19 protein-coding genes are annotated in these 13,209 nt (G+C 43.6%); 7 read left to right on the forward strand and 12 right to left on the reverse strand.

From position 1 onward, the window contains the following. The first annotated feature begins 33 nt into the window (after positions 1-33). The 4 genes from BJP34_RS44265 to BJP34_RS23855 all read left to right on the forward strand — a co-directional run bounded on the left by BJP34_RS44265 (position 34) and on the right by BJP34_RS23855 (position 2,230). Complete coding sequence (locus tag BJP34_RS44265) at positions 34-303, forward strand: hypothetical protein (RefSeq protein ID WP_070394489.1); 270 nt, start codon at positions 34-36, stop codon at positions 301-303. A 401-nt stretch (positions 304-704) separates the two neighbouring features. Then, positions 705-1,103 carry a hypothetical protein gene (locus tag BJP34_RS23845; RefSeq protein WP_083305323.1) on the forward strand — a complete coding sequence of 133 codons (399 nt, stop codon included), beginning with the start codon at positions 705-707 and terminating at the stop codon, positions 1,101-1,103. Between the two features lie 579 nt (positions 1,104-1,682). Continuing rightward, positions 1,683-2,054: a type II toxin-antitoxin system HicB family antitoxin gene (locus BJP34_RS46665; protein WP_202972018.1), complete on the forward strand. Its 372-nt coding sequence runs from the start codon at positions 1,683-1,685 to the stop codon at positions 2,052-2,054. After that, on the forward strand, positions 2,051-2,230 hold the full coding sequence (locus tag BJP34_RS23855; protein ID WP_070394491.1) for a type II toxin-antitoxin system HicA family toxin: 180 nt from the start codon (positions 2,051-2,053) through the stop codon (positions 2,228-2,230). The genes BJP34_RS46665 and BJP34_RS23855 overlap by 4 nt, the downstream gene beginning before the upstream one ends. Here the strand turns inward: BJP34_RS23855 and BJP34_RS23860 are convergent. After that, a complete protein-coding gene (locus BJP34_RS23860) occupies positions 2,208-2,549 on the reverse strand; it encodes a nucleotidyltransferase family protein (protein ID WP_070394492.1) in 342 nt (113 codons plus the stop codon). The genes BJP34_RS23855 and BJP34_RS23860 overlap by 23 nt on opposite strands. A gap of 550 nt (positions 2,550-3,099) precedes the next feature. On the opposite strand from BJP34_RS23860, the gene BJP34_RS23865 reads away from it, so the two are divergent. Continuing rightward, complete coding sequence (locus tag BJP34_RS23865; protein WP_070394493.1) at positions 3,100-3,474, forward strand: hypothetical protein; 375 nt, start codon at positions 3,100-3,102, stop codon at positions 3,472-3,474. Between the two features lie 13 nt (positions 3,475-3,487). On the opposite strand, the gene BJP34_RS49330 is transcribed toward BJP34_RS23865, so the two are convergent. Beyond that, positions 3,488-3,610 carry a hypothetical protein gene (locus BJP34_RS49330; protein ID WP_267876353.1) on the reverse strand — a complete coding sequence of 41 codons (123 nt, stop codon included), beginning with the start codon at positions 3,608-3,610 and terminating at the stop codon, positions 3,488-3,490. Beyond that, entirely contained in the window at positions 3,607-3,924 is a 318-nt protein-coding gene (locus tag BJP34_RS23870; protein ID WP_070394494.1) for a DUF433 domain-containing protein, read from the reverse strand. Before BJP34_RS23870 ends, BJP34_RS49330 begins: the two co-directional genes overlap by 4 nt. A gap of 139 nt (positions 3,925-4,063) precedes the next feature. On the opposite strand from BJP34_RS23870, the gene BJP34_RS40750 reads away from it, so the two are divergent. Further along, positions 4,064-4,246 carry a hypothetical protein gene (locus BJP34_RS40750; protein WP_149031146.1) on the forward strand — a complete coding sequence of 61 codons (183 nt, stop codon included), beginning with the start codon at positions 4,064-4,066 and terminating at the stop codon, positions 4,244-4,246. A gap of 174 nt (positions 4,247-4,420) precedes the next feature. Here BJP34_RS40750 and BJP34_RS23875 read toward each other — a convergent pair whose 3' ends face one another. The 7 genes from BJP34_RS23875 to BJP34_RS23895 form a co-directional block, all read right to left on the reverse strand. Then, the gene (locus BJP34_RS23875) at positions 4,421-4,678 is read right to left on the reverse strand and encodes a type II toxin-antitoxin system Phd/YefM family antitoxin (protein WP_070394495.1); all 258 of its coding nucleotides are present in this window, start codon (positions 4,676-4,678) and stop codon (positions 4,421-4,423) included. A 75-nt stretch (positions 4,679-4,753) separates the two neighbouring features. Further along, complete coding sequence (locus BJP34_RS23880) at positions 4,754-4,999, reverse strand: hypothetical protein (RefSeq protein ID WP_149031147.1); 246 nt, start codon at positions 4,997-4,999, stop codon at positions 4,754-4,756. Between the two features lie 239 nt (positions 5,000-5,238). After that, entirely contained in the window at positions 5,239-5,415 is a 177-nt protein-coding gene (locus tag BJP34_RS44270; RefSeq protein ID WP_158517425.1) for a hypothetical protein, read from the reverse strand. A 92-nt stretch (positions 5,416-5,507) separates the two neighbouring features. Continuing rightward, entirely contained in the window at positions 5,508-5,726 is a 219-nt protein-coding gene (locus BJP34_RS23885; protein WP_070394497.1) for a hypothetical protein, read from the reverse strand. 242 nt (positions 5,727-5,968) lie between these two features. Next, positions 5,969-9,457 carry a tail fiber domain-containing protein gene (locus BJP34_RS23890; protein ID WP_070394498.1) on the reverse strand — a complete coding sequence of 1,163 codons (3,489 nt, stop codon included), beginning with the start codon at positions 9,455-9,457 and terminating at the stop codon, positions 5,969-5,971. 33 nt (positions 9,458-9,490) lie between these two features. Further along, positions 9,491-9,679, reverse strand: a complete 189-nt coding sequence (locus BJP34_RS44275; protein WP_158517426.1) for a hypothetical protein — start codon at positions 9,677-9,679, stop codon at positions 9,491-9,493. Between the two features lie 15 nt (positions 9,680-9,694). Then, positions 9,695-10,348, reverse strand: a complete 654-nt coding sequence (locus BJP34_RS23895; RefSeq protein ID WP_070394499.1) for a phage tail protein I — start codon at positions 10,346-10,348, stop codon at positions 9,695-9,697. 34 nt (positions 10,349-10,382) lie between these two features. Between BJP34_RS23895 and BJP34_RS44280 the strand changes: the two genes are divergently transcribed. Further along, complete coding sequence (locus BJP34_RS44280; protein WP_083305324.1) at positions 10,383-10,757, forward strand: hypothetical protein; 375 nt, start codon at positions 10,383-10,385, stop codon at positions 10,755-10,757. Here BJP34_RS44280 and BJP34_RS23900 read toward each other — a convergent pair. Beyond that, a complete protein-coding gene (locus BJP34_RS23900) occupies positions 10,746-12,854 on the reverse strand; it encodes a LamG-like jellyroll fold domain-containing protein (RefSeq protein ID WP_070394500.1) in 2,109 nt (702 codons plus the stop codon). The genes BJP34_RS44280 and BJP34_RS23900 overlap by 12 nt on opposite strands. Further along, positions 12,854-13,162, reverse strand: coding sequence for a hypothetical protein (locus BJP34_RS23905; protein WP_070394501.1), 309 nt, complete (start codon positions 13,160-13,162; stop codon positions 12,854-12,856). The genes BJP34_RS23900 and BJP34_RS23905 overlap by 1 nt, the downstream gene beginning before the upstream one ends. Between the last annotated feature and the right edge of the window lie 47 nt (positions 13,163-13,209).

Below are 13,209 nucleotides of genomic sequence, written 5' to 3' on the forward strand. Positions count from 1 at the left end.
TGAGTGCTTACGCTTTTGTAGGGTGGGCATTGCTTGAAACCAACTCCCAATCCTGCCGGAATTCACCTGAGCAATGCCCACCAACCAGGGTACCCATTGCCTGAAACCAACCCCCAAGCCTGTCCGAATTCACCTAAGCAATGCCCACCCATTGCCTTTTGGGTCTTGGTGGCCATTGCCCATTTATTTGATCGGCGTTCAATTTTGATAGTTATCAGCAATGCCCACCCTACCATTCTTCCGGAATTCACATTAGGGTATTGGTGGGCATTGCTCATTTATTTGATCAGCGAACAATTTTGATAGTTATCAGCAATGCCCACCCTACGAGTCTTGGGTATTGGTGGGCATTGCCCATTTATTTGATCAGCGAACAATTTTGATAGTTATCAGCAATCCTCACCCTACCATTCTTCCGGAATTCACATTAGCAATGCCCACCATAAGATGTTTATATTAATAATCCAAAATTACCTAACAAAATTACTAACTTTTATCTATAAAATCAAAAACTAGTCATTTTTTTAACTTGTAAAAAAATATTAAATATTAAAAATAACCTTGACTTTTTCCAAGATATTAGTAATAATAAAAATGTCCGCTATTTCGATAAGATTCTTGGACAAAAAGCCGCGCTTATAGCTTGCCACCTGGAAGCGCGGCTTATACCCCCAAGCAAACACTATGTTTGAGGTAATTCCATCATGCCAAAAAAACGCTCAACTGATCATCTGATTAAGTGTCAGCGAGCCCTAGACCGCCTTGCCCAAATTGCCCAGAGCCAATCTACACGCCTACTTTCAATGCCTCGTGCCATCACTGAGCGAGAGCGAATTTTGATTAACCTATACAGCAACTGCCGACTATCCATGACTCCCCAGGAGTTTTATTGGAAATGGCAAGTTAACCAAGAAGACATTGCTCAAATCTGCTGCCGTTCAACTCACGCTGTTAACACCTGGCTCGCTCAAAGTTCTCGCTATAAATCTCCGTCTTCCGATTCCTTATACCATCTGGCCTTAATGGATTTTCTGTTAGAAAATTTTGAGGCAATTCCACAAGAGTTATTGAATCAACTCTGCTCTAAGGTTGAAGAAGGTTGACAGAATGTATAATTTAGAATGAAGAATGAAGAATTAAAAATGAAGAAGGGAGAATGAAGAATGAAGAAGGGAGAATTCTAAATTCTAAATTCCCAATTCTAAATTCTAAATTCTACATTCTAAGCTACGCGAAGGCATTTTGTAGGGTGGGCATTGCCGGTTTCCAACTCGCCTACCTGCCGGAATTCATCTAAGCAATGCCCACCAACCAGGGTACCCATGGCTGGTTTATAACCCCCAATCCTATCCGAATTCACCATTACTTTACCCACCCAAAGATTTTTGGGTATTGGTGGGCATTGCCCATTTAATTGATCGGGGTTCAATCATGATCTTTATCAGCAATGCCCACCCTACGATTATCCCTAAATTCTCAATTCTCAATTCTCAAATAATGATTCTTGGGTATTGGTGGGCATTGCCCATTTAATTGCTCGGGGTTCAATCATGATCTTTATCAGCAATGCCCACCCTACGATTATCCCTAAATTCTCAATTCTCAATTCTCAATTCTCAAATAATGATTCTTGGGTATTGGTGGGCATTGCCCATTTAATTTATTCCTAAACAATTTTGATATTGCAGAGCAATGCCCACCCTACGATTATCTATTCCCTCTTCTCTCTTCCCTGTTCCCTGTTCCCTGTTCCCTGTTCCCTAAAATTCAAAAATTGTGTACCTCATAGCTATATTGCTATAATTAATAAACCATCTAAGGAGAGTTTTATGAACGCAGAATTTACCGCTATCATTGAGGCAGCAACCGAAGGAGGATATTGGGCAATTTGTCCTGAAATTCCTGGTGCAAATGGTCAAGGAGAAACCGTTGAAGAAGCCAAAGAAAGCTTGAAAAATGCCATTAAACTGATTTTTGAAGATCGTTTAGCTGATATTCGTCGAGGACTACCCAAAGAAGCGATCGAGGATAAAATTTCGATTTCCATTCCATGAAACGTAAAGAATTAGAAAAAAAGTTACGGAAGGCGGGTTGCTATCTTAAGCGAGAAGGAGCTTCTCATTCTCTTTGGATTAATCCTAAAACTGGAGTTATTGAAGCTGTACCACGACATACAGAAATCAAAGAATTTTTGGCACACAAAATCCTCAAAAACTTAAATGCCCAATAGTGCGATTGCTGTCATACTGCACCATCGCCTCAGCCATGACTCTGTCTCGAAAATAAATACTTAATTCATTAGGAGTTCTTAAATCAATCTTTCTCCCTTCTACCATTTCGGAAAGTTCTATTTCCATACTGGCTAACCTAAAAAAACCAGGGGTTTTTCCTGGTTCAAATTCTACTAAAAAATCCACATCACTCTCCGGTGTAAAATCATCCCTCAACACTGAACCAAATAAATACAATTTGCGAATATAATGACGCTGGCAAAATTGCTCTATTTCTTCCTTGGGAAGATTAATTGGTAACACCGGGCTTTCAGTCATTTCTATTCTGGATTTTTATTAGGTGCAAGATATAGCGCTACGGGCAAGGCAAAAGGCAAGAGGCAAAAGGCAAGAGTTGACTACAATAGCTTTTGCTGCTTGTATCAATGTCCTAACTTTAACGCTTAGTGCTATATCAGTAGAAAGCAGTTGCTAGGAGTGGGTTTCTCTATATCCTAGCAGCTTGTAGGGTGGGCATTGCCGGTTTCCAACTCGCCTACCTGCCAGAATTCATCTGAGCAATGCCCACCAACCAGGGTACCCATTGCTGGTTTCTAACCCCCAACCCTGCCCAAATTCATCTGAGCAATGCCCACCAAATGTACTATTATATAAGGGCATTGGTGGGCATTGCCCATTTAATTGTTCGGCGTTCAATCATGATCAAGTTCAGCAATGCCCACCCTAGGATTCTCAATTCTTCATTCTACATTCAAATGGGTATTGGTGGGCATTGCCCATTTCATTAATCGGCGTTTAATTTTGATCTTCATCAGCAATGCCCACCCTAGGATTCTCAATTCTTCATTCTACATTCAAATGGGTATTGGTGGGCATTGCCCATTTCATTAATCGGCGTTTAATTTTGATCTTCATCAGCAATGCCCACCCTAGGATTCTCAATTCTTCATTCTACATTCAAATGGGTATTGGTGGGCATTGCCCATTTAATTGTTGGGCGTTTAATTTTGATCTTTCAACAGCAATGCCCACCCTAGGATTCTCAATTCTTCATTCTACATTCAAATGGGTATTGGTGGGCATTGCCCATTTAATTGTTGGGCGTTTAATTTTGATCTTCATCAGCAATGCCCACCCTAGGATTCTCAATTCTTCATTCTACATTCAAATGGGTATTGGTGGGCATTGCCCATTTAATTGTTGGGCGTTTAATTTTGATCTTCATCAGCAATGCCCACCCTAGGATTATCTAAATTCTAAATTCTAAATTCTACTCCCTGTTCCCTATTCCCTAAAATCCATAAATTGTCTACCTCATAGCTATGATAATTGCTATAGATATGATCAACATTTTCATCCAGTAGATACTTAATGGTCATTTCCCTTCTTGATCCTTGAGTTCCATCAGCTTGACCACAACTGGGGAAGGGTTTTGCTGCTGTTGTTCTAGCATTAGACGACCATGGTTTAACCAATTAGTCAGGTAAGTACTGACAGTTTCGTGGTTGTGCAGGTAATAGAGAATGGTAGCATAAATTTGCTCTAGTTCCAGGGTGGGATAACTTTGCGCGATTTCTTCAGGAGTACGCTGACGATGGATAAAATCATAGAGGATAGTTTCAATTCCTACTCTTGTGCCTCTGACTCGGATATCATTAGGAGCAAGAAATACAAAATAATCTTCCAGTTGCATGATTGCTCTGAGAACTCTGTTGTTATCTTGATCCTACACAAGAAGCAAGAGCACATATTTGGTAGGGTGGGCATTGCCTGTTTCCAACTCGCCTACCTGCCGGAATTCATCTGAGCAATGCCCACCAAGTTGATAGCGATTGACATGCAGGTCACGCTACGCGAACGCATTTTCCAGTGCTTGTCGGGTGGTCATTGCCTGTTTCCAACAGCAGGAAATTGCGTACGCAAATACCTCTAGTTTAAGTTTGGTTAGAAGAAGAGCGATCGCACTCCCGACTCCCGACTTGTTGGGTCGGTATTGGTGGGCATTGCCCATTTAATTTATCGCCGTTCAATCATGATTAAGATCAGCAATGCCCACCCTAGGATTCTCAATTCTTCATTCTACATTCTCAATTCTTCATTCTACATTCAAATGGGTCTTGGTGGGCATTTCCCATTTAATTGGTCGGGGTTCAATCATGATCAAGCTCAGCAATGCCCACCCTACGAATCTACTGGTTGAACACTTGATCAGGATTGATATCTAAAGCCTGTATTTGATACTTCTGACGAAATTCCGCCAAACCTGCCCCAAATCCTAAATTTTCTGATAAATTCTCTGATGCCAAGCGTTGATACTCCCTGAGTGATAACACAATCGCTACAGGTTTACCCAGGCGCGTAATCTGTACGGGCTTACCCTGTTCGGCATCGTGGACAATTTCAGCAAAGCGTACGCGAGCTTCAGCTAGGTCGTATCCTTCAGACATTTTCCGGGTTTTTAGCTATAGGGCTATGGTTCATGACTATAGTCTAGGTGACATACTCCCACACTGAATCAGAGATTACAGTGTGGGCTTCTTGCCAACTCCACCCAACGGTTCGGATACTCGGCAAGCTTTATTGACGACACGGGATGCCCCTCCGCACCGGAACAATACAAAAAAATTATGTTTTTCAGTTAGTAGGTGGCGGTTAGCTCTTAATTTGTCTTCCCTACTTCCTTCATTATAGACAATATCAAATCGTAATTGTTCCCCTATTACATGAATATCTTGTGCAAAATTCATCCCACACCTAATGCGCAGCATAGGTGTGGGGCTTCTTTTGCCGGACAGCTAAATCCCTAGTGCGATTGACATGCAGGTCACGGCGGGCGCGATGCTCCTTTGGAGCCGCTACGCGAACGCATTTTGTAGCTTTTGTCGGGTAGGCATTGGCTCAAACTAATTCCCAACCCTGGCCGAATTCACCGAACCAATGCCCACCCAAAGATTTAAGGGCATTGGTGGGCATTTCCTATTTCATTGTTCGCCGTTCAATTTTGATCTTAATCAGCAATGCCCACCCTACGATTATCTTCCAATTCTACATTCTTCATTCTTAATTCTACATTCTTTTGGGCATTGGTGGGCATTTCCCATTTAATTGCTCGGGGTTCAATCATGAACTTAATCAGCAATGCCCACCCTACAATATATCTTGGGTATTGGTGGGCATTTCCCATTTCATTGTTCGGGGTTCAATCATGAACTTAATCAGCAATGCCCACCCTACAATATATCTCCCGATTCCCGATTCCCGATTCCCGATTCCCGACTACGATTCAACTACTACTGCCTCCGATGGCTGAGTGTTGTTTTCCGCTGTATCAGTTGCTTCCCCTAAAGTTTCTTCGATTACCTGAATTGCGCCACTGATCCGGAGTAAGGTTTCTCGGAGGTTGGCTTGTTTCGCTTCTAGTTCGGCTAGCATTTTTTGACCAGCTTCATATTCTGATTTCAGGGATTGTAAGCGTTGTTCGAGTTTTTCTTTCATGGTTTAATTTAATCGGTAATAAAAAGGTATCTCAAGGTAAAAATCATGGTCAATAAACTATGGATATTGGGTTGTTTGGGCATTGGTGGGCATTGCCCATGTAATTGCTCGGTGTTCAATAATGATCTTGATCAGCAATGCCCACCCTACAATTCTACTCAGCAATACCCACCCTAGGATTGCTGTTGTTTGGTTGGGCTTTCAATCCCATCATTTTACTCTACCTCCAAATCTTGCTCAACTTAGTCATCTGAGACTAGTTGATTTAGTTGAAGTTCCAATTGATTGATCCGTTGTTCATAGTTGCTGCTCTTGTGAGCCATATCTTTTATAACTTCAACTAAGTACATACTGATTTTTCGGTAATTAATTGCTTCAGGTAACCCCTGTTCGTCATAGTAAACAAGTTTGTTAAGACCAATTTCGTTAAACTCCTCAGCAATGTATCCAATTTCCCAACGATTGGGATCGTTAGGTCGTGTATAAGTCTTGGGTTCTACTGTCAAAATTTTCTCAAAATCGTCTTCCAGAGAAATGATATTTTCCTTCGTTTTAGCGGAAGAATTGTCGTGATATAATTCTCCCGTACTACTCTTCCATTGTGCATTTTTGTGATCACCATAAGGGACATCAATAACATACAAACGACCAGTAACATACGCATTACCTTGTACTTTTAATTTGTATGGAGTTATATCTTTTGTGCCGATGCCGAGATTGCCTTGGAAGTAGTTATTTCTAGTACCTCCAAACCATGCAGAATTGCTTGCACTCCCAGTCCATCCATCATGCTCTACAAAGAAACGAACTGCTTCCCCTTCGCTTCTCACTTGGAAGATAGGCTCAGCAGCATTGGGATTGGTTTGGACTCGATAGACTAAGCCGGTTGCCCCTTGAGTACCGTCACCGCGATGATTATTGCTGTTGGGAGCTTCCATCAGCAGAGCTCGCTCACCAGAGGTGTTCTTGCTAGCACTAAAGCTGCCAGTAACAGTTAAATTCCCTTGTACTTTTAATTTCGATGAACCTGGATCGGCTGTGCCAATGCCAACATTACCATCACTACCTTGTACAAATAATTGTTTTCCGTGGCGTCCGATATAGACATTGGAATTTGAACCAGAATCTGGATTGAGATAAAGATGCTTACCATCAGTTTTAGCATTGATATTCCATCCACTTGACCAGCCAACAATCTCTAACTGACCCATTCCACTGCTACCAAATCTAACATCTGCAAAATCTGATGTTGAATGGGCAATTTTCAATTTCGATGAACCTGGATCCGTTGTGCCAATACCAACATTACCTGCGAAGTAGTTAGCTCTTTCAGTACCTCCAAACCATGCAGAATTGTCTTCACTCCCAGTCCATCCATCATGCTCTACAAATAAACGAACTGCTTGCCCTCCGCTTCTCACTTGGAAGATCGGGTCACCAGCATTGGGATTGGATTGAACTCGATAGACTAAGCCGGTTGCCCCTTGAGTACCACCGTCACCACGATAAGAGTAAGGGCTGGGAGCTTCCATCAGTAGAGTACGCTCACCACAGACGTTGCTGCTAGCACTAAAGCTGCCAGTAACAGTTAAATTCCCTTGTACTTTTAATTTCGATGAACCTGGATCCGTTGTGCCGATACCAACATTACCCTGATGATTAATCACCATCTTGTCAGATAACGTCCCATTGGTAGCAGTTTGAAATCTGAGGTCTCCTTGATTGTAACCACTTCCAGGACGAGAGGCGATCGCAGCCGCCAATTTTTTGCTACTACCGTTTTTCCAGACTATACGGCTTTCTTGTGAAGCTCCCCCACCGTCATTAAAAATTGAGAGAAAGTTTGTCTGTTGATTATTTCCTCCAGTTTGTCGTATCTCTAATTTTTCTGAGGGAGTGGTGGTGTTGATCCCAAGGTTACCTGCAAAGGAAGAGTTACCTGTACCCTTGACAGTCAGACCACCATTGGCTGCTGTGCTTAACGCCATTCTCTCATTAGTGCCATTAGTATCTCTCCAGGAGTGCTTGCCATTGGCAGCATAAAATAAAGTCTGACTATTGATACCCAGTCCGTATCCATCCCAAAGTTGCAATTTTAGGTTGTTGGTAGTGTTATTATCTGTAAAGACAATTTGTTGAGCACCATCGAGTTGAATCTCGCCTGCGCTAACAGTCAACTTCCCTTGTACTTTTAATTTCGATGAACCTGGATCTGTGCTGCCAATACCAACATTACCTGCGAAGTAGTTAGCTCTTTCAGTACCTCCAAACCATGCAGAATTGTCTTCACTCCCAGTCCATCCATCATGCTCTACAAATAAACGAACTGCTTGCCCTCCGCTTCTCACTTGGAAGATCGGGTCACCAGCATTGGGATTGGATTGAACTCGATAGACTAAGCCGGTTGCCCCTTGAGTACCACCGTCACCACGATAAGAGTAAGGGCTGGGAGCTTCCATCAGTAGAGTACGCTCACCACAGACGTTGCTGCTAGCACTAAAGCTGCCAGTAACAGTTAAATTCCCTTGTACTTTTAATTTCGATGAACCTGGATCCGTTGTGCCAATACCAACATTACCATCACTACCTTGTACAAATAATTGTTTTCCGTGGCGTCCGATATAGACATTGGAATTTGAACCAGAATCTGGATTGAGATAAAGATGCTTACCATCAGTTTTAGCATTGATATTCCATCCACTTGACCAGCCAACCATCTCTAACTGACCCATTCCACTGCTAGCAAATCTAACATCTACAAAATCTGATGTTGAATCGGCAATTTTCAATTTCGATGAACCTGGATCTGTGCTGCCAATACCAACATTACCTGCGAAGTAGTTAGCTCTTTCAGTACCTCCAAACCATGCAGAATTGCTCGTACTCCCAGTCCATCCATTATGCTCTACAAAGAAACGAATTGCTTCCCCTTCACTTCTGACTTGGAAGATAGGATCACCGTCAGGGGGATTGTCTTCGACTCGATAGACTAAGCCGGTTGCCCCTTGAGTACCGTCACCGCGATGATTGCCGTCGCTGGGAGCTTCCATCAGCAGAGGTCGCTCACCAGACACGTTGCTGCTGAAGCTTAAACTTCCATTGAGTGTGGTATCACCAGTAACACTCAAATCACCATCAATAACAACCAAACTACTGGCACTATTACCACCAGAACGCAGGGTTGGTCCAGTGATTGCACCACTATCCAAATTACCACTAGGCAAACGTACTCCAGAATACTCGCGTACACTGAGATCAGGAGTCACATTACCGTTTCCTTCAATTGCCAGCTTTGCCAGAACAATCGAGTCCTCAGGCACATTTCCCAGGGTAGCAACTTGGATATTGGGCTTTTCGTGCCAGCGCCTGGCACCACTGCTACCCAAACCTCCATCAGTTGTCTGATCCGATTGTTCCTCTTGATAGGAAATAACTAAGTAAACTTCATTATTGTTGTGCGCACTAAGATTGATTGGCGAAGAGTCTGTACTCAGAATAATCTGCCGACCTTCACTGTCAAGAGCAGTACCAGGGGTAACAATCACCTGATTAGTGTCAGTCTTAAGAGTCAAACCATCACAAATGCCGGAAACCCGGAGGAATTGGTCTAGGCGGCGCTGTCGATCAATATGATACTTTTGTTCATCAATAAAATCCTGGTCTTTTAAAAACTCACCATCGAAGTAGCGTACTCGCTTGTCAATGTAAGGATACTGAGTATAATCTGCCATGGTAATTATCCTAGTTATGGTTTATAGAAGTTTTCAATTGGGTAGGGAGTAGGGAGTAGGGAGTAGGGAATAGGGAACAGGCAATAGGGAATAGGCAAGAGTGAAAAAATCTTGTGTACCTCCCACACTCCCCACACTTACCACACTCCCCACGCTTACCACTCTTACCACACTCCCGACTCCCGACTCCCGATTCCCGATTCCCCACACCCCACACCCCACACCCCACACCCTTAGTTACGATATCGTTGTAGTGCCCAATAGTGTAGTCTCCCCAACGATGATGCCTGGTTTACTTTCAGTGGGCTCATTAATAATTTGCATACCGGGTACTAACACCCGCAAAGCATAAAACGTGTGAGCTGGTTTCTCTTGATTGACAATTGCCTTAGCAATCTCTTCTTGACGTTGCAGCAGTTTAGGGTCTCGCTCATTCAAGGTGATTGTCACCTGGAAGTAATGAGCAGGTTGTTCAAATTCGTAGATTTTGACGTCTTCTTGAGTGTAAAGTTCTAGCATTTGCTTCACTCCCGTCTTAGTCCCCCGTTGGCGATAGAGAGGGACAATATTGCTGATAAATCGGCGTTTAGTCTCCTCACTCCAATCATCTCGCAAACTTAACGCCACCCAACTGGCCAGCCAAGGTATAAACTCAGTTGGTGCTATCTCTGACTCTACTGGTAAATCAGGATGATTATAGGGATTGAAGTAAGTAGGGATACGGTCAATGTATTCTTCTAGAGCCAACTGATCAGGATTTGGATCATCAGTATCCCTGGGTAAAAAGCCACTCATTACCCGCTCCAACGCTAGCAGGAACCGACCAACAAAAGGGTCTTCCTGAAAGTTAGCTGGTAGATAGTTTAGATAGCTACTGAAGTAGTTGGACATAAGCGCGTTTGTATCTAGGTTTTAAACACAGTTCTTGTCGAAAAAGGCAAGAGGCAAGAGGCAAGAGGCAAGAGGCAAGAGGGGAAAGGCAAGAGGCAAGAGGGGAAAGGCAAGAGGCAAGAGGCAAGAGGCAAAGAGTTGCGTAGGGTGCGTTAGGGGCGGGCTTGGACTCATTTTCCGGCTCAAGGTCAGGGTTGGAACAGCCCGCCCCGTAACGCACCACCCAAAGGCTCGCACTCATTTTCCACCTCAAGGTCAGGGTTGGAACAGCCCGCCCCGTAACGCACCACCGGGTCTACCTACTCCCGATTCCCGATTCCCGATTCCCGATTCCCGATTCCCGACTCCCGATTCCCGACTCCCGATTCCCGATTCCCTACTCCCTACTCCCTACTCCCTAGCTAGTTAATTGCCATTGATCCCCTATGTATTCCATGATTACTAAATTCAACTGTACGTTGAAGTCTACTAACTCATAGTTTTTCAGCTTAACTCTGATCAGCTCTTTTTCGATAAACTGGTAGCTTTCTTTCGGTTTAGTACGTTCCTCCCGCCAGGTTCCTAACTGAACCACCTTTGTCCCTGTGGTTGGAGCTTGGCTGAGAGCTTGTTTCAGGGTAATTTTATTGCTGGAAAAATCAACAGTGTCAATTTCTCGATTTTCGGGATTGCTATTAGTAAAAATGATCCCAACCCTATCCCCTGCTGCCAATCCCGTTACTTGATTCACCTTGAATTCAAGGTTGGAGATCACTTCGGTAATCTCAAAACTAAGGGGACGGACAACCATTGTTCCCAGTCCATAAGCTTTATTTAAAGCTGAAGACAAGGTCAATTGTTTTAGTCCTTGCTCAATACTACTAATCGTATAGTATTCCTGATCACTACTGCTGGGGTCTAGTTGAATAGTATCCCCTACATTAAAACCGGTGGTGTCTTTAACCGTAATCTGAGTCTGGGATCTTGAGCTTGCCTGAGTTAAAACAGTAGTGGTTAGATCAATAGTTAGCTCATGAGTATGAACCATGACATCCTCGACATAGTCCACTCCAGGGATGCGATCGAGTAATTGATATAGCTCCGAAACGTAAATACTCCTACCAAAAGGCCAACCCTGACCATCCCAATAAGACTGGGAATTAACTGGGTGGAAGAAAGCTTGTGCTTCCTGGTTTGCCTGGTCTTGAACCTGCTGGGCATTGCCCCCCGCCACTAGATAGAGTCGCGCCCAAACCCGCAAGGGTAGGTAGTCTGGGGTAACTACGTGATGGCGTACAGTCAGCAACCGCCGTTCATCCAAGAAAGACCATAAGCCTTGCAAGAGTGAAGCAGTGATATTGGGTTTATACCAACTGGCTCCTTGGATAGTTCCATGATTTTGGTTAGGAGTCTTATTATTAGCAATAATACCAGAGCCTTCATCCAAATCCCAGCAACCAACTAATCCCTTTTCTGTACCTTTAAGAAAGTTATTTATCTCCTGTTTAATATCTGCCTGCAAGCGGACTTCCCCCCAAACCCGCAATTGAGTAATTATGCCTTGGAAATAATGGCTTTGGTTACCTCGACAGCCAAGATAAAGGGATGAATCATTAATAGTATTACCTGAGGTGATATCGTCAGTAAAGCCTTCTAATTCCCCATCAAGATATAAGTAAAGTGTTGAACTATCTTTGACAAAAGCAACGTGATGAAAATTGTCATCATTAATGGCTTTGGTAGAACTAATGGTAGCAAAGTTAGTACCATCACTTCTAATTACCTGGATTTTACCCGATTGGTTGTCATATCTAATCCCATAAGGAAAACCCCCAGAACCACTACCTTTTTCTAAGATACTATTATAGGTTTCTTGGGTTCTAGCTTGGACTTTTTCAGGTCTGACCCAAAGTTCAATGGTAAAATTTTGATCCTTAGCTTGATCGTTAGCAAAATTGAGTTGGTCTGAATGAGGGATTTCCAGATAATCATCCTGGCCATCAAAGGAGAGCAAACTGTAGTTATCAGCCAACGTTTGAGGAACCACCAGCAAGCTAATGTTTCCTGGGGCAGGTTCTTCTCTGGCAGTTGGTTCACTCAAAGCCAGATTCTGCTGAGAAATGCATTTAGCCCTAGCGACTACACCAAAAGGACCAAGAGCCTTAGCGGTTGGTGTGTCCTGCCAGTCTTGTAGTACCAGTTGTTCAAAGTCCTCACTACTGACTGCCCGGTAGCGTTGCCGCAAATCCACAATGGTTTGCTGCACTGCTGTCTCCAAATCCCCTTCCAGCTGCCACTCGGAACCATTAAGCAGCTTCAGAAACATTTTTTGGTTTTCATCTGGGATCTGATTAGTCCGGTAAATCACCATCTCCGTCAACCAAGCCAACATCTCAATCAAGATGATGCCAGGGTCAGTAGGATTATGGTCAGTCCAATCAGGATACTCTTTCGGTATTAAAGACCGAGCCTCTTCCAAGAGGTCAGCATAAGTACGGTCATCTAGGTTAGGTAGTGGTAGGGGCATTATGTTGAAGGTTGAAGGTTAATTGGTTGTTCGCGTAGCGTGGCCAAAGGCCAAGGTTGAAGGTTAATTGGTTGTTCGCGTAGCGTGGCCAAAGGCCAAGGTTGAAGGTTAATTGGTTGTTCGCGTAGCGTGGCCAAAGGCCAAGGTTGAAGGTTGAAGGTTGGTGGGTTGAAGGTTGAAGGTTGAAGGTTAATTGGTTGTTCGCGTAGCGTGGCCAAAGGCCAAGGTTGAAGGTTAATTGGTTGTTCGCGTAGCGTGGCCAAAGGCCAAGGTTGAAGGTTAATTGGTTGTTCGCGTAGCGTGGCCAAAGGCCAAGGTTGAAGGTTGAAGGTTAGTTGGTTGAAGGTTTAAGGTT

Origin of the sequence: Moorena producens PAL-8-15-08-1, assembly GCF_001767235.1 — a bacterium.
In the GTDB taxonomy this organism is placed as follows: domain Bacteria; phylum Cyanobacteriota; class Cyanobacteriia; order Cyanobacteriales; family Coleofasciculaceae; genus Moorena; species Moorena producens_A.